Genomic DNA, 19,864 nt, shown 5'->3' with positions numbered 1-19,864 from the left:
GGGCCCGGCGCCCTGCCGTCGCCTCAGCGGGCCGGCGCGGCCTCGGCGACGAAGATCTCGACGCGGCGATTCATCGCGCGCCCGGATGCGGTGGTGTTGTCGGCCACCGGCTCGTACGAGCCGCGGCCATCGACCGCAATGCGCGAGGCCGACACGCCGCGCGCGGACAGGTAGTCGCGCACGGATGCGGCGCGGTTGATCGACAGCGGGTTGTTGATCGCATCGCTGCCGGTGCTGTCGGTATGGCCGACGATGGTCACGGAAGTCACCGGGTTCTGGTTCAGGGTGGTGGCGAAGCGGTCCAGGATCGGGCGCATGTTGGGCTTGATCTCATGCTTGCCGGTATCGAACGAGATGTCGCTCGGGATGTCGAGCTTGAGGCGGTTGTCGGCGGTCTGCGACACGCCGACGCCGGTGCCGGCGGTGGCCTGCTCCATCGCCGCCTTCTGCTCCTGCATGTGCTTGGACCACAGGTAGCCGCCGCCCGCGCCCAGCGCCGCGCCAATGGCCGCGCCGGTGGCGGCGCTCTTGCCCTTGCTCCCGCCCGCGGTGGCGGCGCCGATCAGGCCGCCGGCAACCGCGCCGATGGCGGCACCCGTGCCGGTGTCGCGCTGGGTCTCGCTCATGTTGGCGCAGCCGACGAGGCCGCTCGAAGCAAAGGTGACCGCGGTCAGGGCCAGGATGATCTTTTTCATTGTGAGCCTCCGGTAGGTAATGAGCCGATGGAATTATCCGGCCTCGCCGGAACACGCGTCCGCTCCAGTGTGCAACAAAGGATGAAGCGCATCCGCGAGGGGTCGCACCATCATCCGCGCAGCAAACCGAAAAGGAAATAGCCCGCCCGGGCCATCGGCACCGGACCGGCGCCGGGCGCCGCGCCCGGCCGCGGCGGTGCATCGGCTACAATCGGGGCATTCCAACCCGGCTCGCGGCCAGCCGCCGCCGCGAAGCGATCGCCTCCATCCGCCCCGAACCGATGAACCCGAACACCGCCAACGATACCGCCCCCGCCGCGCCGTCCAACTTCATCCGCAACATCATCGACGACGACAACCGCAGCGGGAAATGGAGCGGGCGCGTCGAAACGCGCTTCCCGCCGGAGCCCAACGGCTACCTGCACTACGGCCACGCCAAGTCGATCTGCCTGAACTTCGGCCTGGCCGAAGCCTACGGCGGCATCTGCCACATGCGCTTCGACGACACCAACCCCGAAAAGGAAGAGCAGGAATACGTCGATGCCATCCTCGAGGCGGTCCGGTGGCTGGGCTTCGACTGGAACAGGCACCTGTATTTCGCCTCGGACTACTTCGAGACCATGTATGCCTGCGCGGTGAGCCTCATCGAGGCCGGCAAAGCCTATGTGGACTCGCAGTCGGCCGAGGAAATGCGCGCCAGCCGCGGCACGCTGACCGAACCGGGCAGGGACGGCCCCTGGCGCAACCGCAGCGTCGAGGAAAACCTCGATCTCTTCGCCCGCATGCGCGCCGGCGAATTCGCCGAGGGCACGCACGTGCTGCGCGCGAAGATCGACATGGCCCACCCCAACATCAACCTGCGCGACCCGGCGATCTACCGCATCCGCCACGCCGCCCACCACCGCACCGGCGACGCCTGGCACATCTACCCGATGTACACCTTCGCCCATCCCATCGAGGACGCGATCGAGAACATCACGCACTCCATCTGCACGCTGGAGTTCGAGGACCAGCGCCCGTTCTATGACTGGCTGCTGGACGCGCTCGCCACCGCCGGCCACTTCGGCCGTCCGCTGCCGCAGCAGATCGAGTTCGCCCGCCTCAACCTGACCTATGTCGTGCTGTCCAAGCGCAAGCTGATCCAGCTCGTCACCGAAGGCCATGTCGATGGCTGGGACGATCCGCGCCTGCCGACGCTGATCGGCGCGCGCCGCCGCGGCTTCACCGCGTCGGGCTTTCGTCGCTTCGCCGAGCGCATCGGCGTATCCAAGTCCGACTCGTGGATCGACATGAGCGTGCTGGAAGAATGCATGCGCGACGACCTCAACGAGGCCGCCGAGCGCCGCGTCGCGGTGCTCGACCCGCTCAGGCTCGTCATCACCAACTACGCGGAAGGCCGCTCCGAGCTGTGCCAGGCGCCCAACCACCCGCTGAAGCCCGAGCTGGGCAAGCGCGACATGCCCTTCTCGCGCGAACTGTGGATCGAGCGCGAAGACTTCATGGAAGAGCCGGCGAAGGGCTTCCACCGCCTCTACCCCGGCAACATGGTGCGCCTGCGCTACGGCTTCGTCGTGAAATGCACCGGCTGCGAGAAGGACGCCGCCGGCAGGGTCACCGCGGTGCTGGCCGAATACATGCCCGATTCCAAGTCCGGCACGCCCGGCGCCGACAACTACAAGGTCAAGGGCAACCTGCACTGGGTGTCGGCGGCGCACGGCTACGAGGCCGAGGTGCGCCTGTACGACCGCCTGTTCGCCCATCCGCATCCCGGCCAGCGCCGCGAGGGCGACGCGCCGGACGTGGAACGCGACTTCCTGTCCGACCTCAACCCCGGCTCCAAGCGCTCCATCACCGCCTGGCTGGAGCCGGCGCTCAGGGAGGCGCAGGCCGAGGACCGCTTCCAGTTCGAACGCCACGGCTATTTCGTCGCCGACCGCGTCGACTCGAAGCCCGGCGCACCGGTGTTCAATCGCACGGTGACGCTGAAGGACTCCTGGGCGAAGGGCGGGAAGTGAGGCAAGGCGCGGGACGCGAGCCGTGAAAGCCCTGCGCCGCTTCCTCCCCATCCTCGCGATCGCCGCCGCCATCGCCGCCGCCGGCTGGTGGTTCACCCGCCCCAGGCCGGTTCAGGTGGTGGTACATGAGGTTGCGCGCGGCACGGTGGAAGCGACGCTGGCGAACACCCGCGCGGGCGAGATCGAAGCCTGCCAGCGCACCAGGATGGCGACCATCTCCGGCGGACGCATCGAATACCTCGGCGTGAAGGAAGGCGACCGCGTAGAGGCCGGGCAGGTGCTGATGCGGCTGTGGCACGGCGACCTGGATGCGCGCCTGGCGGTGAACCGGGCGCAGCTCGCCACCGCGCGGCAGCGCGTGCAAGAGGCGTGCACGGTGGCCGACAACGCCGAGCGCGAGGCCGAGCGCCAGGCGCAGCTCGTGAAGCGCGGCTTCGTGTCGGCCAGTGCCGAGGAAGCGGCGCGCACCGAAGCACGGGCGCGGCGCGCCGCCTGCCGCACCTCGCACGCCGACGTCGCCACCGCCGAGGCGCAGATCACCGCGACCACCACCGAGCGCCAGCGCCTCGTGCTGGTGGCCCCCTTTGCCGGCACGGTGGCGAAGATCACCGGCGAACTGGGCGAGATCTCCATCCCGTCTCCGCCGGGGGTACCGACGCCGCCGGCGATCGACCTCATCGACGACTCCTGCCTCTACGTGACGGCACCGATGGACGAGATCGACGCCCCCAGGATCCAGCCCGGCCAGCCGGTGCGGATCACGCTGGAAGCCCTGCCGGGCCGCGTCTTCGAGGGCCGCGTGAAGCGCATCGCGCCCTACATCACGGCGGTGGAGAAGCAGGCGCGGACGGTGGAGGTCGATGTCGATTTCATCCGCCCCGACGACGCGAAGGGCATGCTGGTGGGCTACAGCGCCGACATCGAGATCGTGCTCGCCACGCGGCCGGACACGCTGCGCATCCCGACCGCGGCGCTGCGCGACAGCAACAAGGTACTGGTGGTCGAGGATGGCCGCCTGGCCGAGCGCGCGCTGAAGACCGGCGTGTCCAACTGGGAATACACCGAGGTGCTGGAGGGCCTCGCCGCCAGGGAACGCATCGTCACCTCGCTCGAACGCGAGGGCGTGGCGGCGGGCGCGCGAGTGGCCGCCGAGACCGGCGGCCGCTGACGCGGACGGCACGGCGATGGCGCAGATCGAACTGAGCGGCATCGAACGCGTCTTCCGCCTCGGCGACAGCGAAGTGCGCGCGCTGCACGACCTGTCGGTGTCGATCGATGCCGGTGAATACGTCGCGGTGATGGGGCCTTCGGGCTCGGGCAAGTCCACGCTGCTGAACCTGCTGGGCCTGCTCGACCGGCCGAATGCCGGCCATTACCGGCTGGAAGGGCGCGACGTCACCACGCTGTCGGCCGACGAGCAGGCCGAGGTCAGGCGCGCGCGCATCGGCTTCGTGTTCCAGAGCTTCCACCTCGTGCCGCGCCTCACCGCGGCCGAGAACGTCGGCCTGCCGCTGATGCTGGCCGGCGTGCCGCCGGCCGAGCGCGCCGAGCGCGTCGCCCGCGCGCTGCGGGATTTCGGCCTCGAGGCGCGCGCCGGGCATCGGCCGGACGAGCTGTCGGGCGGCCAGCGTCAGCGGGTGGCGATCGCACGCGCCACCATCATGCGACCGGCGATGCTGCTCGCCGACGAACCCACCGGCAACCTCGACCGCGCCACCGGCCAGGAAGTCACCGCCCTGCTGGAGAGCCTGAATGCCGCCGGCACCACGCTGATCGTCGTGACGCACGACCCGGTGATGGGCGCACGCGCGCGCCGCCAGTTGCTGATGGAGGACGGCGAACTGCGGCAGGATCTGCGTCGCGCGGCGAGCGCGCCGGCGGACGGATGAGCCCGCGATGACGCCCGCCGACACCCTGCGCTTCGCCAGCCGCGCCACCCTCGGCTACCCGCTGCGCACCGCGCTGATGGTGCTGGCGATGGCGATCGGCGTGGCCGCGGTGGTGGTGCTCACCGCGCTCGGCGACGGCGCGCGGCGCTACGTCGTCGGCCAGTTCGCCGCGCTGGGCGCCAACCTGGTGATCGTGCTGCCCGGGCGCAACGAGACCGGCGGCGTCAATGCGGGCAGCTTCGTCACCAGCACCCCGCGCGACCTCACCGTGGCCGACGCCGCCGCGCTGCTGCGGGCGCCGCTCGTCACCCGCGTCGCCCCGCTGTCGCTGGGCAATTCCGAGATCTCGGTGGGCGACAGGCTGCGCGAGGTGCTGGTGCTGGGCACCACGGCGGACTACGTGGACATCCGCAACTATCGCGTCGCGCAGGGCCGCTTCCTGCCGCACGAGGGCCTGGGCCGCACCGCGGCGGTGGCGGTGATCGGCGACACGCTGCGGCGCGAGCTGTTCGGCAACGAACCGGTGATCGGCCGCATGGTGCGCATCGGCGACAACCGGCTGCGGGTGATCGGCGTCATGACGCCGTCCGGCCAGGGCCTGGGCATGAACACCGACGAACTCGTCATCGTGCCGGTGGCCACCGCGCAGGCGATGTTCGACACCAACACGCTGTTCCGCATCATGGTCGAGGTGCGCAGCCGCGAAGCCATCGCGCCGGCCCAGCGCGAGATGGAGAAGATCCTGCGCGCCCGCCGCGAGGGCGAACTCGACGTCACGCTGATCACGCAGGACGCGGTGCTCGGCACCTTCGACCGCATCCTCGGCGCGCTCACGCTGGCGGTGGCCGGCATCGCCGCGATCAGCCTGGCGGTAGCCGGCATCCTGGTGATGAACGTGATGCTGGTCGCGGTGACCCAGCGCACCGGCGAGATCGGCCTGCTGAAGGCGCTCGGCGCCAGCGGGCGCCACATCCGCCTCGCCTTCCTGACCGAGGCCGCCCTGCTGTCGCTGGCCGGCGCGCTGGTGGGCTTCGCGCTCGGCCACCTGGGCGCGTGGGGCATCCGGCTGACGTGGCCGGTGCTGCCGGCGTGGCCGCCGAACTGGGCGGTGATCGCCGCGCTCGGCACCGCACTCGCCACCGGCCTGCTGTTCGGCGTGATGCCGGCCCGCCGCGCCGCCCGGCTCGACCCAGTGCAGGCCCTCATGAAGCGCTAGCCGACGATGCGCTGGCAGGACTTCCTCCACCTCGCCCTGCGCGCGCTCACCGCGCACAGGCTGCGCAGCTTCCTGACGCTGCTGGGCATCGCGGTCGGCATCGCCGCGGTGATCCTGCTCACCTCCATCGGCGAGGGACTGCACCGGTTCGTGCTCAATGAATTCACGCAGTTCGGCACCAACATCGTGTCGGTGCAGCCCGGCCGCCGCGGAGCCAAGGGCGGGCCGCCCGGCCTGCCGTCCACCGCGCGCGAACTGACGCTGGACGACGCGGCCGCGCTGGCGCGCGCGCCCTACGTCACCGGCATGACGCCCTCGGTGTCGGGCAACTCCGAAGTGCGCGCCAACGGCCGCGTGCGCCGCACCTTCATCATCGGCGCCGGCCCCGACATGCAGCGCGCATTCGCGATGCAGGTGAAGGTGGGCAGCTTCCTGCCGCCCGACGACGCGGAAAACCCGCGCGCCTTCCTTGTGCTGGGCGCGACGCTCAGGCAGGAACTGTTCGGCAACGACAACCCGCTCGGGGAGCGGGTGCAGATCGGCAGCGAGCGCTTTCGCGTCATCGGCGTGATGGAGCGCAAGGGCCAGTTCCTCGGCTTCGACCTCGACGACGCCGCCTACATCCCCACCGCGCGCGCGATGGCGCTGTACAACCGCTCCGGGCTGATGGAAATCAGCGTCACCTACGCGGAAGGCGTGCCGGCCGCACGGGTGACCGGCGAAATCCGCAAGATCCTCGTGGCCCGCCACGGCCGCGAGGATTTCACCCTCGTCACCCAGGAAGACATGCTCGCCACGCTGTCGAACATCCTCGACATCCTGACCGCGGCCGTCGGCGCGCTGGGCGGCATCTCGCTGCTGGTGGGCGCGGTGGGCATCGCCACGATCATGACCATCGCCGTGGCCGAACGCACCAATGAGATCGGCCTGCTGGTAGCGCTCGGAGCGCGGCGGAGCACCGTCCTCGGCCTCTTCCTCGGCGAGGCGGTGGCGCTCGCCGCCATCGGCGGCCTCGTGGGGCTAGCCCTCGGCGCCGGCATCGCCCGGCTCGTCGGCCTGCTGGCGCCGGCCCTGCCGGTCACCACGCCGTGGCGCTTCGTGCTCGTGGCCGAGGCGGTAGCCGTCCTGATCGGCCTCGCCGCCGGCGTGCTTCCCGCACGCAAGGCCGCCCGGCTGGACGCCGTGGAGGCCCTGCGTGCCGAATAGATCCCGCCCTTCGACGGCCTTCGCGCCTCGCCGGCACCGCGCATCGGCCGCCGTGCGGGCGATGGCATGCGGCGCATCGCTCGCGCTGGCAATCGCCGCGACCGCCACCGCCCTCGCCGCGCCGGCGCCCTGGCACGTCTGGCGCAGCAAGCTCGACGGGCGCGAAATCTGCAAGCAGACGAGCGCCGGCCCCGGCTGGGAGTGGTCCCGCGGCCCGTTCCACGATAGCCGCTGCCGACGGCCGATAGATCGGACCGAACGCCGATTCAATTGGCAAAAATCAAGTATTGATCCAAGTCAACGAGCGCTCAGATTGCCGGGCAGGAAAGAGGCCGGAGAGTAAGATAAAGACAACAAATCTCGTGTGGTTTTTCACAAAAGCAGTTAAAAACCTGGAGCAAGAGAAGAGGAGGCTGAAATGTGCTTTTTTGATTCGCCGATCGGCCGCTGCGAAGCCGTCAGGGAATTGGTCCTGCTGGACGAAACCCAGAAGGAATGTGCATGCGAGCATGGCTGCCCGCCAGGGTTCGAATGCCCGCTGGAAGGGTGTTTCGCCACCGTCAGCGGCATCTCCGAGGAAACGGCCGAGGTGCTGGCCGCCAGGGAGACCGATGCAGCCGTCGTAAAGGCCGCGAGCCGGAGGATACAGGACGCGATCGCCGCCTGAGGCGGGAAGGCAGTCCCGCCAGCGGGCCAGGGACGAGAGGGAGGGGCAGTCCGGCATGGCCGGCTGCCCCTTCCGCTTTCAGAAGCCCTCGTCGTCCCGCAGGTAGCGCCACTGTCCGGGCGGCAGGTCGCCAAGCCGGACGCGGCCGATGCGCACGCGCTTGAGGCCGATCACCTTCAGCCCCACCAGTTCGCACATGCGGCGGATCTGCCGCTTGCGCCCTTCGCGCAGCACGAAGCGCAACTGGTCGTCGTTGATCCACTCGACCTGCGCCGGGCGCAGCTTGCGGCCGTCGAGTTCCAGCCCGTGGTTCAGCAGTTCGAGGCCGTTGCCGGCCAGCCTCCCCTCCACCCGGACGAGGTATTCCTTGTCGATCTTCGAATCCTCGCCGATCAACTGGCGCGCCACGCGGCCGTCCTGCGTGAGCACCAGCAGGCCGGTGGAATCGATGTCGAGCCGGCCGGCCGGCGCCAGGTTCTTCAGGTTCGACGGATGGAAGCGCTGCGCCGTGTCGCGGTCGAACTGATTGCCCGGCCCGATCAGGCCGACGGCGGGCTCGAAACCCGGTTCCGGCTGCCCCGACACGTAGCCGACCGGCTTATGCAGCAGGATGGTCACCCGCTGCGCCTGCTCGCGCCTGGCCTCGGGCGCCAGCGTGATGTTCGCGGACGGGTCGATACGCGTGCCCAGCTCCGACACCCGCCGGCCATCGACGAAGACCCAGCCGCGCTCGATCAGTTCGTCCGCCTCGCGGCGCGAGCAGATCCCGCGTTCGGCCATCACCTTGGAAAGCCGTACGCCGTCGGCCGCCGGCGCGGCAGCCGGCACCGCGCCACGCTCGTGCCCCGCTTCGGCCCTCGGGGTCGCGGGCTCATCGGCGGCCTTCTTGAGCTTGAGCGTGCCGGCGATGCGCGACGGCGCAGGCTGCGGGGGATTCTTGCGGACGGAAACCAAGACGGACCTCTGGGCGCCGGACGGCGCGATGCGGAAACAGGCGCGATTATGCGCCAGCCCGGGCGGCGCACGCGAGCCACACGGGAGAAGCGGCCTCAGTGCCGCGGGTCAGCCCCCGGGGCTGGGCCAGGTTGGTCAGGCGGGTGAAGAAACCCATTTCCTCCCGCGACAGGGGCAGCGTGGTCAGGTCTTCCAGGCCGGAGTTCTTCCAGTAGGTAGCGGTTAGGATCAGCCCGGCCTGGCCCAAGAGGCCGGAACGCTGGTATGTTGGATCGAGGACCTGGAGGCCGGACCAGTCCTGTTCCAGACGGGCCGCATAGTCCGTGCCGTAGCCCTGGATCTTGAAGATGAAGCCTTCGATGGCCGCCCGCCGGTAGTTCTGGTCGATCAGATTGGTGGGTTGCCATTGCAGGGCCAGCTTGATGAGGTTCAAGTCAGCCTCGTACAGCACGTCGTTGGCCATGCCCTCAATCTGCAGCAAGGTCTTGCCTGCGTACTGCCCGGTCGTCACAACCCCAGTCGTCAGCTCGTAGGAGCCCAACTGGTCCCAGCGCTTGCCGAAAACGGCTTCCGCCGCCCGGTCGCGCAGGTCGAAGGCGTACCAGTAGTAGACGTCGTGGTAGTTCGCCGCCTGCCCGAAGGCGGTGTTGGCGACGATGTTGCGGTCGGTTTCGAGCGGGTTCTGACTTTGCTGGAAGAGCACGTAGGTGCCCAAGGTCTGGGCATCCAGGTTGTAGCGACCGTCCTGCCGTACGAAGATGCTGTACGCCTTCCTCAGGTCGATCCCCACCATGTAGTCGGCACCCGCGCTGTTGTCCCAGCGGGGGACGATGTCGCGTTTCTTAGCATCCCTGGCCTGTCCCATGTCCGTCTCCCTTCTCGTTCAGTCTTCAGTCAATTCACGGCTCAATTCGATCTGGCCGCAGCGGCCGGCCGCTTCCAGGGTTGGAAGTCCCAGCCGTCGATATGGCGGACGCTGCCATCGCGCAGGTTCCTTAGATAGATTTCGCCGCCATCTTCCGGGTGGCGGATTCCACCATCGACTTGCACCAGCCAGTTCATCCGGTCGGAGAGGTGGGCATCCAGCGGGTAGGACCAAGGGCCGATTGATTCGCCTCCCCGCTCGCCCACTTCTGGGATGTCCTTGTCGTCCAGCTTGTAGTTACTACCCTCCCATAGCTTGCGCACCGTTCTGGCTTCGCGGCTGTCATAGAGGTAGAGGGAAGGCCTGCCATGGCGCTTTGCAGAAAGCCCGCTGAACAATACATACCGCCCGTCGCGGGATACGTCATGTGCCCACCACTGGCCGTACGTGCTCTGCGGTGAAATGAAAGGCGTCAGGTCTGCCGTCTCCAGCACCTTCCCCGGCACGGTGGCGAAGATATGAGTCTTGGCCTCGCGCACCACGGCCGGCGGCTGACCCAGGGGGTTGTAGAAGTCCGCCGAGAAGAGCAGCCGCCCATCGGCCAAGTAGACGGGGCCGCCTTCGGGAGAACCCATGTGGATGTTGTCCAGTTGCCGTTCCTTGCCGCTGGCGAGATCCATTTCGTAGAGGTGCCAGAAGCCTTCGAGGCCAGTGCGCAGGACCAAGCCGCGCAGGCTCTTCCAGTAGGCGAGCTTCCTGCCGTCCGGAGAGAACGCGGGGCGGTCGGTCTCAATGCCACGGGCGAGGGCAGCGGTGCCGGGCTTGGAGATGTTGAGGATCGCCCGCTGCTGCTCGGGGCCGATGAGTTCCCGCAGCTTGCGGCCGTCGCGGTCGATCAGCCAGAGGGCTGGGTCGAGCCTGACGCAACGGACGTTCTCGGGACCTTCGCAGCGCCAGGTGACGACGGCGATCTGCTTTCCGTCCGGCGACCAAGCCGGGCTGAAATAGCTGCGGCCCGGTTCCTGGCCAGGGAGTTCCTCCAGCCGGCCACTGGCGATGTCGTAGCGGCGCAGGCGGCAGCGGTTGGGTGCTCGGGCGTCGCTACAGGTGGTGGTCAGGAGGGTCGTCTCGTTGGGCTCGACGATGGCCCGGTGGAAGCGCCAGCGCAAAGGCCATTGCTCATAGGGAATTCCAACCACGTCGGCCTGCACGGGGTGCAGCCAGCGCGAGTAGCAGTCCGTTGCCTGGCATTGCCGCCAGGCCATCTCGTTGTCGTGGGCGAAGGGCGTGTCCTTCCATTGGGCTTCGATATCGCGCCACTGCTGGACATAGGCAGCCCGTTCCGCAGGGGTGAAGCTCTTTGCGCCAAAAGGCACCGGCTTGGCGGTTTCAGCACAGCCGGCCAGAGTCAGCGTAGAGGCGATGGCAAACCGGGCGAAGTATCCGTCCGGCCATGAACGATGTGGCCGGCCGGCGGTTCCCGTGTGTCCTTCTACCGGCGCCTCCTCTCGGACCCGGTCAGTGGATAGGTTCTTCATTGTTCCTCCTTGGCTTTTTAATGATGATGGCAAGCTCCGTTGGAATCTATGACCTCAACATGTATTGGTCATGACTCTAGAAATAGTCCGTTCGGCTAGGCTACGCGGGTGTGCAGCGTACGAACGGCCTTGTGCACGCGTTTGAACTGCCTGGCATGGGCGTAGCGGCCAACCGGGGGCGATGCGGTTGTAGCTCCGACGCAGGCCCAGGCCATGCTGCTGCGCTGCCTTGACCAGATGCTGGCGGCTCTTCTCCAGCAATGGGTGTCAGTTGGATGCGCGATCGCCTTGGGCATCACGGTGGTGTCCGCGATCACCTGCTGCACGGGGGCCTTCTTGATGACGCCGCGCCGGGCCGCCTCGATATCAGATGCAGGATCTGCATCCGGCGCCAAGAACCGACCAGGACATCACCGATGCCGGATACGGCAGAGCGCGACGACAAGCTGCACGCACGCCATTGGCAGCGAAGGCGCGGCCGTTACTCGTTGCCCGCGGCGGCGCCTAGCACCGCGTCGATGTACTGGGCCGGTTCATGCACCTGGGCCGCGGTGTCGTCCAGCCACTCGCTCACCGGGCCGGCGAACACCGTCAGCGCGACGACGCCTGCCAATAGCGCGGACATCGCCAGCAGCGGCAGCACGGGGACGGGTGGCGCGGCCGCTCCGCCCTGCCTGCCGCCTTCCGGCAGTTCTCCCCCGGCGCAGGCGCCCTGCGCGGCGGTGCTCTTCCAGAACACCAGGCTGCCGGCCCGGGAGAAGCCGATGATGCCGAGCAGCGACGTCCCCAGGATCAGCCCCCAGATCCACGACATGCTCACCGATTCGCGCGCGCTGTCGAGGATCAGCAGCGTGCCGATGAAACCCGACAGCGGCGGCATGCCGCACACCGCGATCGCGGCGGCGAAGAAGAGCCCGCCCAGCAGCGGCGCCTGCACGACCGGCGGCGCGAGATCGAGGCGATCTCCGATGCTGCCGCGCCGCAACGCGATCTGTTCGGCCAGCAGGAACAGCGCCGCGGTCGCAAGGGTGGAATGCGCCAGATAGTAGAGGCCGGCGCTGAGCGCCGGCGCGGTGAACAGTGCGACCGCCATCAGCAGCGTGCCCATGGAAGCCACCATCGCAAAGGCGGCGAGTTGCGCCAGCGACCGCGCGCCCAGCACGCCGCCCGTGCCTGCCAGCAGGGTCAGCATCGCCGCCGGCAGCAGCCAGGGCGTGGCAAGCCAGGACGAAGCGCCGGCGGCGTCGCCGAACGCCAGCGTGCAGAGCCGGATGATGGCGTAGGCGCCGACCTTGGTGGTGATCGCAAACAGCGCGGCGACCGGCGCCGGCGCAGTCATACAGGTGCCGGGCAGCCAGAAATGCACGGGCACCAGCGCCGCCTTCAACCCGAACGCCAGCAACAGCAGCAGCGCGCCGGTATGCAGCAGCGCGCGGTCGTCCGCCGCCGACTCGGGCACGCGGACGGCCAGGTCAGCCATGTTGAGCGTACCCGTCACGCCGTAGATGAGACCCGCGGCGAGCAGGAACAGCATGGAGCCGAACAGGTTGACCACGGCGTACTGCACACCCGCCTTCAGGCGCTCGCGCCCGCCGCCGTGGACCACCAGGCCGCAGGAAGCGATCAGCAGCACCTGGAAGAACACGAAGAGGTTGAAGAGGTCGCCGGTGAGGAAGGCGCCGTTGATGCCCATCAACTGGAACTGCCACAAGGCGTGGAAGTGCCACCCACCGCGGTCGGCACCGCCGATGGCATACAGCAGGGCGAGCAGCGCGAGCAGGTCGGCGAGCGCCAGCATCGACGCCGCCAGGCGGTCGAGCACCAGCACGATGCCATAGGGCGCCGGCCAGTCGCCTAGCGCATACACTTGCGGCCCCTCGGCGGAGACCGCCGCCAGCAGCGACAGCGCCAGCACGAGCAGCGCGGCGCACGAGGCCACCGACAGCACGCGTGCGACGAGCCAGTCGCGCCTGCCGACGAGCACCAGCACGGCGCCGACCAGCGCCGGCAGCAGGATGGGCAGCGCGATCCAGTGATTCAACGCCCGTCCTCCCCGGCGTCGGGCCCGGACGGCGGCGGAACGGCATCGACGTGATCGCCGCCGCCGGCGAACCGGCTGCGCAGCGCCATGGCCACGATCACCGCGGTCATGGCGAAGGAGATGACGATGGCGGTGAGCACCAGCGCCTGCGGCAGCGGGTCGGCGTAGCGCGCGGCGCGCCCGTCGATCAGCGGCGGCGCATCGACCACCAGCCGCCCCATCGCGAACAGGCACACGTTCACGGCATAGGACAGCAGCGTGAGTCCGAGCACCACCGGAAACGTGTGCGCGCGCAGCAGCAGATACACGCCCGTGGCGGTCAGCACCCCCACTGCGCTGGAGACGAGCCATTCCATGCCGGTTGCTCCGCCTCCCGTCACGCGCCGCGGGACGGATGAAACGGGCGCCGGGCACGCCCGCAGTGTGCGGCCCCGAGGTCGCCCCGACCCCGGTGCACCGGGCTCGCGTGCCGGCATGCGCCGGGCCGGCCCGGGCACGCCGGTGCGCCCCCGGGAGGCCGCGAACGCCTCGGGCGTGGGATTCGCCTCATCGCAGGGTTCCTTGCGGCAACGCGCCCGCGGCACCGTCCTGCCCGCGGATGCGCGCCAGGCTGGTGAGCGTGAGCAGGGTGGCGCCCGCCACCACGAGGAACACGCCGGTATCGAAGAACAGCGTCGAGGCGACCCGCACCGCCCCGAGCAGCGGGATGTCGGCGTGCCAGACCGCACTGGTCAGGAAAGGGTAGCCCGCGAACCAGGCGCCCAGCCCGGTGAGCGCCGCCGCCAGCACGCCCCAGCCGAGCGGCGTGTGATAGTCGATGTGCAGCCGGGCGCCGGCCCCGTCCATGCCGTGCGCCATGTGCTGCAGGATCAGCGCGGCCGCCACCGCCAGGCCGGCGACGAGGCCGCCGCCCGGCGCATCGCGGCCACGCAGGAAGACGAAGGCGCCGATGGCGAGCGCCAGGATCAGCATGGCGCGCATCGCCGCTGCCAGCGTCGGCGGATACGTCGGTGCGACGGGCACGGCCCTGCCGCCCGCGGCATCGGACGAGGCGCCGTCGAGCAGCGCGAAGACCGCCAGTGCGGCAGTGCCCAGCGCGGCGATCCCGCCGAAGGTGTCGAAAGCGCGGAAGTCCATCGCGATCACGTTCACCACGTTGCGCCCGCCGCCGCCGGGCACCGACTGCTCGAGGTAGTAGCCGGACAGCGTCTCGAAGTCGCGCGTCATCATCGCCCACGCCGCGCCGGCCGCGCCCAGCCCGGCCGCGGCGGCGAGGACGGCGTCGCGCAGCCGGCGCGGCAGCCCCCTCTCTCGCGGCGTCTCGCGCGGCAGGTGCGCGAGCGCGAGCAACAGCAGGATCATCGTGACGACCCCGGCCGCGATCTGGGCGAGCGCCAGTCCGGGCGCCGACAAGTGGGCGAAGCCCAGCGCGACGACGAGGCCGGCCACGCCGGCCATCGCCAGCGCCGGCAAGCGCCTGCGGTGCAGCGCGAGCACCGCGATGCAGGCGAAAACCAGCACCAGCCAGCCGGCCACGGCCACCGGCCCGGCCGCCAGCGGCACGCGCGCGCCGGGCGCATACGGCGTCGTCAGGAAGGTCGCGAAGCCGAGCACCAGCACCGCGCCCACGGCGAAGGCGAGCTGGCGCTGCAGCGAGCCGTCGTGCACGCCCTGCGTGATCGTGCGCGCGAGATCGACGAAGTAGGCGAGCACGGCGTCGAACATCGCCTTCGCCTGCGGATGCAGGCCGGCGGCCCACGATGCGCGCGCGCTGCGATACGCCTTCAGCAGCACCAGGCCCGCCAGCAGCGCCAGGGCACTCAGGCCGATGGCGGGGGTGAGGCCGTGCCAGAGGGCGAGTTCGTATTCCGGCAGCGGCGCGCCGGTGGCAGCCGACGCGGCCGCGTCGACCAGCGCGCCGGCCAGCGGCGCGGGCAGCACGCCGAGGCCGGCCGCGAGCACCGCCAGAATGGCCGGCGGCAGCCACATGCCGGCCGGCGGGTCGTGCGGCGCCTGCGGCAGCACCGCGCGTGCGCGGCCGAAGAACACATGGACGACGAGGCGTAAGGAGCAGGCCGCCGCCAGACAGGCGGCCAGCGTGGCCAGCACGGCCACGAGCCAGCCGTTGCCGCCCCACTCGGCCAGCGTCGCCTCGTGCAGCATCATCCCGTTGGACACGAAGCCGCTCAGCGGCGGCACCCCGGCCATCGCGGCCCCCGCCAGCAGCGCCGGCGCCGCGGTGAGCGGCATCGCCTGCGCGAGGCCGCCCAGCCGCGGGATGTCGCGCGTCCCCGCCTCGCGCCCGACGATGCCGGCGCTCATGAACAGGGCCGCCTTGGCCACCGCGTGGCTCAGGATGTGGAACACCCCCGCTACCATCGCCATCGGCGTGCCGAAGCCGAGCAGCATCGTCACCAGGCCGAGATGGCCGATCGTCGAATAGGCCAGCACCGCCTTCAGGTCGTCCTTGAACAGCGCAATGAAGGCGCCGGCGAGCATCGTCGCCAGCCCTGTGGTCGCCACCAGGTAGAACCAGGCGTCGGTACCGGCCAGCACCGGCCACATGCGCGCCAGCAGGAAGACGCCGGCCTTCGCCATCGTCGCCGAATGCAGATAGGCCAGCGCCGGCGTCGGCGCCGCCATCGCGTGCGGCAGCCAGAAGTGGAAAGGAAGCTGCGCGCTCGCGGTGAAACAGCCGGCCAGGATCAGCAGCAGCGCCGGCAGGTATTGCGGGGCGGCCCGGATCGCCTCGGCCTGCTCGAAGATGTCGGACAGGCGGTAGGACCCTGCGACGTCGCCGAGGATCAGCATGCCGGCGATCATCGCCAGGCCGCCGGCGCCGATCACGACGAGCGCCATGCGCGCGCCCTGCCGCCCCTCGGGCAGATGCCTCCGGTAGCCGATCAAGAGGAAGGACGACAGGCCGGCAAGCCACCAGAACACCAGCAGCAACAGCACGTTGTCCGCCAGCACGATGCCGAGCATCGCCCCCTGGAGCGACAACAGACGGGCCATGAAGCTGCCCGTCGGATCGCGCTCCGCCAGGTGGAAGCGCGCATAGGCAATGACCGGCAGTCCGATGCCCAGGATCAGCAGCGCAAACAGGAAGCCCAGCCCGTCGAGCCGGAACTCCGCATCCAGCCCGAGACCGGGGAGCCACTCCCAGCCGGCCTGCAGCACCTCGCCCTGCAGCACGCCGGGCAGGTGCGACAGGAGCAGCAGGAAGGCCGCGAGGCTTGCCGCGAACGCCGCCCCGGCGCAGGCATTGCGCCCGGCGCGGATCAGCAGCGCGGCCAGCGGCGCGCCGAGAAAGGGCAGGATCACGATCAGGGACAGGTTCATGGATGCGGGCAGCGGTCCATTGACTGACAATTCATTTCACTAGGCGCAATGAGGGCGGAAGGTTACCATTTATACCTCTACCGAAACCCGTACCGACGACCCAAGGCCGAAGTGTCCGCCCTCAAGACTGAAACCCCCTCCGCCACCGGCGAAGGCAAGAACCCCATCCAGGTCATCGAGCGCATGATGAAGCTGCTCGACGTCTTGGCACAGCACGCCGATCCGGTGCCGCTCAAGCAACTGTCGCTGGAGACCGGGCTCCATCCTTCGACCGCGCACCGCATCCTCGGCGCGATGTCGCAGAGCGGCTTCGTCGAGCGTTCGGAAGCGGGCGTCTATCGCCTGGGCATCCGCCTGCTCGAACTGGGCAGCCTGGTGAAGTCGCGCATCTCGCTGCGCGATACGGCGATGCCCTACATGGTGAAGCTGCACGCCGCCACCGGGGAAAGCGTCAACCTCGGCATCCGCGCCGGCGACGAGATCGTCTATGTCGAGCGCACCTCGAGCGGCCGCTCTTCGGTGCGCGTCGTGCACATCGTCGGCGCACGGGCGCCGCTGCATACCACCGCCACCGGCAAGCTGTTCCTGGTCGATGACGGTCTCGAGCAGATCCGCGACTACGCGCGGCGCACCGGCCTGCCCGCGTCGACACCGGCTTCCATCACCACGATGGCCGCGCTAGAGAAGGAACTCGACCGCGTGCGCCGCCACGGCGTCGCCTTCGACCTCGACGAAGTGGAATCGGGCGTACGCTGCATCGCCGCCGGGATCCGCGACAACAACGGCGCGCTGATCGCCGGCCTGTCGCTGTCGACCCCCTCGGAGCGCTTCAACCCGGACTGGGCGCCGGTCGTGCGCCAGACTGCGGACGAGATCTCGCGGGCGCTGGGCTACGCCGGCGCCCGCCACTGACCACCGCTGCGCCGGTCAGCCGGCGCGGCCCTTGTGGGCGGCGGCGAGGCGCTGCGCGCCTTCTGTCTCGAGCCACTTGCGCACGCGCTGCGCATCGGCGGTGCGGGTGTAGCGGCCGTTCGAATCCATCAGGACCATGACCACCGGCTGCTGGTGGATCCACGCCTGCATCACCAGGCAGCGCCCCGCCTCGCTGATGTAGCCGGTCTTTTGCACCGCGATCTGCCAGTCGGGGCTCTTCACCAGCGAGTTCGTGTTGCTGAAGCGCAACTGGCGCGCGCCGATCTCGACGTAGCGCTCGGGCGTGGTGGAGAACTCGCGGATCAGCGGATAGGCGGCCGCGGCCGCCACCATCTTGGCGAGGTCGCGCGGACTGGACACGTTCAGCGGCGTCAGGCCGGTGCTGTCGTGGAAGCGGGTGTCGGCCAGGCCGAGCATGCGCGCCTTGATGTTCATCGCCACCACGAAAGCCTGCTCGCCGCCCGGGTAGTGGCGAGCCAGCGCCGAGGCGGCGCGGTTCTCGGAGGACATCAGCGCCAGGTTCAGCATCTGCTCGCGGGTGAGGCGCGTCCCCAGCACGAGGCGCGAACCGGTACCCTTCAGCGTGTCGATGTCGCCTTCGGAGATGACGAGTTCCTCGGACAGGCCCTGTCCGCTGTCGAGCACGACCATCGCCGTCATCAGCTTGGTGATCGAGGCGATCGGCAGCACCGAGGACGCGTTGCGCTCGAGCAGCACTTCGCCGTTCGTCTGGTTGGCGACGTAGAAGGCCGCCGAACCGAGTTGCGGCAGGCCATGGGCATCGAGGGTGAGTTCGGGTTCGGCCGCGGCGGGAGCGATCAGCGCCGCCGCCGGCGCGGTCTTGCCCAGGACCGGTTGCTTGCGCAGCGATACCCGCAGCGGCGCGCCCTTGGCGGCCGTGCGTCCGCGCGCCTCGGCAACGCTGCGCGCCTTGGCGCGCCTGGCTTCCGCGCGGGCGGACGGTTTGGCGACGCGCACGGCGGCCTTGGCGCTGGTCCGGCCGGCGGTCTTGGCGGTGGATTTGGGAGCGGGTTTGGCGGCGGCGCGAGCCTGGCTGCCTGCGGCCTTGGTGGCCTTGCCCGCCTTGGAGGCGCCTGCCGAGGGTGCGGCGGCCGCCGCATTCAGGCCGGAGTGGACGACGGACAGGCCGAGAAGAAAAGCAAGAAGAAGTCGTGGCTTCATGGCAGCGGTAGATCCGGCGGGCGAGCTATGAGCTAATTTTCAGCCAAATTAAGCAGATAGCAAGATCTTTTCAAGGTGTTTCGTAAATCATTTCCGCCATTGTCCCATGAACGGAGCACCATGGCGGCATGTTTGCAGGACAAATATTGCGCCCGTTCGAGGCGCCTACAGGCGAAGGAAGTCGGCGACCTCTTCGCGGCGCGCCATCGCATCGCCGTAGCCGAGGTCCATCAGGGCGCGGATGAAGCCGGGCTCGAACAGCAGATAGGACAGCAGCGTGGAGCCGTCGCGGCGCATCGCGCCCACGCCGCGCAGCACCGCACCCAGCAGCGGCGGCACCTCCTTGCGATGCCGCGCGGCGATCGTGTCGATGCGCCGCGACGGCGAGATCACCAGCGTTTCGATCGGCCGCAGGCCGCTGGCCACCGCCTTGCGCTGCTCGGGGCCGAGACCGCCGACGATCCGGTTGATGCGCTCGAGGCGCTCCAGATCGACCGCCAGCGTGTCGAGGAAGATGCTGGACAGGGCATGGCCGGCGATCTGGGCCGGCGACGGATAGCCCTCGGCCCGCTGCCGGCCTTCCTCGGCGAGGCGCCCGGCGCCGATCACCAGGATGCGGTCCGCGCCCAGGTGAATGGCCGGGCTCACCGGCGCGAGCTGGCGCATCGAGCCGTCGCCGAAGAATTCGCGGTTGATGCGCACCGCCGGAAACACCAGCGGCAATGCGCTGGTCGCCATCAGATGATCGACCCCCAGCCGCGTGCGCACCCCCATGCGGTGCGCGCGGCGCCAGGGCTCGACGTCGATCGAGCCCTCGAAGAAGGCCAGGCTCTCGCCCGACGCGTAGCCCGATGCCGTCACGCAGATCGCGTGCAGGTAACCGGCCTTGATCGCGCGGTCGATGGCGGAATAGTCGAGCACCTGCGTCAGCAGCGTGCGCAGGGGATCGTTGTCGAGCAGGGAACGCGGCGTCTGGCGGATGAGCCAGCCGCCGAAGGTGGCCGACGCCCAGCGCAGGCCGCTGCCGAACAACGCGACCGGATCGACGCGGTACACCTGGTCGACGTGGAAGTTGCGCCAGATGCGCGCGAGGTGGCGCACCGCATGATTGAAGCTGGCCGAATGCACCGCCAGCGCCACGGCGTTGATGCCGCCTGCCGACGTACCGCAGAGGATGGGAAAGGGATTGCCCGGCCGGCGCCCGCGGATCTCGCGGATCGCCGACAGCACCCCGACCTGGTAGGCGGCGCGCGCACCGCCGCCCGTCAATACCAGTGCTGCCCGCCCCCCGTTGCCCATCCGCGCCTCCCCTGCGGGCATC

General features: G+C 69.6%; 16 protein-coding genes and 1 pseudogene. 7 read left to right on the top strand and 10 right to left on the bottom strand.

What is annotated here, in order from left to right; all coding sequences use genetic code 11:
• Nucleotides 1-23: 23 nt before the first annotated feature.
• The gene (locus CCZ27_RS01685; protein ID WP_096445074.1) at nt 24-695 is read right to left on the bottom strand and encodes a YiaD family glycine zipper/OmpA-like lipoprotein; all 672 of its coding nucleotides are present in this window, start codon (nt 693-695) and stop codon (nt 24-26) included.
• Nucleotides 696-976: 281 nt separating this feature from the next.
• Between CCZ27_RS01685 and CCZ27_RS01680 the strand changes: the two genes are divergently transcribed.
• From CCZ27_RS01680 to CCZ27_RS01650, 6 genes are all read left to right on the top strand, one after another.
• Nucleotides 977-2,710 (top strand): glutamine--tRNA ligase/YqeY domain fusion protein, encoded by a 1,734-nt coding sequence (locus tag CCZ27_RS01680; protein WP_096445073.1) that lies wholly within the window; start codon nt 977-979, stop codon nt 2,708-2,710.
• Nucleotides 2,711-2,732: 22 nt separating this feature from the next.
• The gene (locus tag CCZ27_RS01675) at nt 2,733-3,878 is read left to right on the top strand and encodes an efflux RND transporter periplasmic adaptor subunit (protein ID WP_096445072.1); all 1,146 of its coding nucleotides are present in this window, start codon (nt 2,733-2,735) and stop codon (nt 3,876-3,878) included.
• Nucleotides 3,879-3,894: 16 nt separating this feature from the next.
• Nucleotides 3,895-4,599 (top strand): ABC transporter ATP-binding protein, encoded by a 705-nt coding sequence (locus CCZ27_RS01670; protein ID WP_096445071.1) that lies wholly within the window; start codon nt 3,895-3,897, stop codon nt 4,597-4,599.
• A gap of 7 nt (nt 4,600-4,606) precedes the next feature.
• The gene (locus tag CCZ27_RS01665; protein ID WP_096445070.1) at nt 4,607-5,815 is read left to right on the top strand and encodes an ABC transporter permease; all 1,209 of its coding nucleotides are present in this window, start codon (nt 4,607-4,609) and stop codon (nt 5,813-5,815) included.
• Between the two features lie 6 nt (nt 5,816-5,821).
• Nucleotides 5,822-7,021 (top strand): ABC transporter permease, encoded by a 1,200-nt coding sequence (locus CCZ27_RS01660; protein ID WP_096445069.1) that lies wholly within the window; start codon nt 5,822-5,824, stop codon nt 7,019-7,021.
• A 418-nt stretch (nt 7,022-7,439) separates the two neighbouring features.
• Entirely contained in the window at nt 7,440-7,688 is a 249-nt protein-coding gene (locus CCZ27_RS01650) for a hypothetical protein (RefSeq protein WP_096445067.1), read from the top strand.
• Between the two features lie 78 nt (nt 7,689-7,766).
• Here the strand turns inward: CCZ27_RS01650 and CCZ27_RS01645 are convergent, their stop codons facing one another.
• The 7 genes and pseudogenes from CCZ27_RS01645 to mbhE form a co-directional block, all read right to left on the bottom strand.
• A complete protein-coding gene (locus tag CCZ27_RS01645; RefSeq protein ID WP_232516526.1) occupies nt 7,767-8,642 on the bottom strand; it encodes a pseudouridine synthase in 876 nt (291 codons plus the stop codon).
• Between the two features lie 46 nt (nt 8,643-8,688).
• Complete coding sequence (locus CCZ27_RS01640; RefSeq protein WP_096445065.1) at nt 8,689-9,507, bottom strand: hypothetical protein; 819 nt, start codon at nt 9,505-9,507, stop codon at nt 8,689-8,691.
• A gap of 41 nt (nt 9,508-9,548) precedes the next feature.
• Nucleotides 9,549-11,045, bottom strand: a complete 1,497-nt coding sequence (locus CCZ27_RS01635; protein WP_157748411.1) for a TolB-like translocation protein — start codon at nt 11,043-11,045, stop codon at nt 9,549-9,551.
• Between the two features lie 101 nt (nt 11,046-11,146).
• Nucleotides 11,147-11,419 (bottom strand): annotated as a pseudogene (locus CCZ27_RS24115) (IS5/IS1182 family transposase); the annotation flags it as partial.
• 107 nt (nt 11,420-11,526) lie between these two features.
• The gene (locus CCZ27_RS01625; RefSeq protein WP_096445063.1) at nt 11,527-13,086 is read right to left on the bottom strand and encodes a monovalent cation/H+ antiporter subunit D; all 1,560 of its coding nucleotides are present in this window, start codon (nt 13,084-13,086) and stop codon (nt 11,527-11,529) included.
• Nucleotides 13,083-13,442 carry a Na+/H+ antiporter subunit C gene (locus tag CCZ27_RS01620; protein ID WP_096445062.1) on the bottom strand — a complete coding sequence of 120 codons (360 nt, stop codon included), beginning with the start codon at nt 13,440-13,442 and terminating at the stop codon, nt 13,083-13,085. The genes CCZ27_RS01625 and CCZ27_RS01620 overlap by 4 nt, the downstream gene beginning before the upstream one ends.
• Before the next feature lie 190 nt (nt 13,443-13,632).
• Nucleotides 13,633-16,428, bottom strand: a complete 2,796-nt coding sequence (mbhE, locus tag CCZ27_RS01615; protein ID WP_096445061.1) for a hydrogen gas-evolving membrane-bound hydrogenase subunit E — start codon at nt 16,426-16,428, stop codon at nt 13,633-13,635.
• A gap of 111 nt (nt 16,429-16,539) precedes the next feature.
• On the opposite strand from mbhE, the gene CCZ27_RS01610 reads away from it, so the two are divergent.
• Complete coding sequence (locus CCZ27_RS01610; RefSeq protein WP_096445060.1) at nt 16,540-17,340, top strand: IclR family transcriptional regulator; 801 nt, start codon at nt 16,540-16,542, stop codon at nt 17,338-17,340.
• Nucleotides 17,341-17,355: 15 nt separating this feature from the next.
• Here the strand turns inward: CCZ27_RS01610 and CCZ27_RS01605 are convergent, their stop codons facing one another.
• Both CCZ27_RS01605 and CCZ27_RS01600 read right to left on the bottom strand, forming a co-directional pair.
• The gene (locus CCZ27_RS01605; protein ID WP_096445059.1) at nt 17,356-18,543 is read right to left on the bottom strand and encodes a serine hydrolase; all 1,188 of its coding nucleotides are present in this window, start codon (nt 18,541-18,543) and stop codon (nt 17,356-17,358) included.
• A gap of 165 nt (nt 18,544-18,708) precedes the next feature.
• The gene (locus CCZ27_RS01600; protein WP_096445058.1) at nt 18,709-19,842 is read right to left on the bottom strand and encodes a patatin-like phospholipase family protein; all 1,134 of its coding nucleotides are present in this window, start codon (nt 19,840-19,842) and stop codon (nt 18,709-18,711) included.
• Nucleotides 19,843-19,864 lie beyond the last annotated feature (22 nt).

It is taken from the genome of Thauera sp. K11 (assembly GCF_002354895.1).
Classification (GTDB): Bacteria; Pseudomonadota; Gammaproteobacteria; order Burkholderiales; family Rhodocyclaceae; genus Thauera; species Thauera sinica.
The sequence above is the reverse complement of the archived record's forward strand: the minus strand, read 5'-3'. Positions and strand labels throughout refer to the sequence as shown.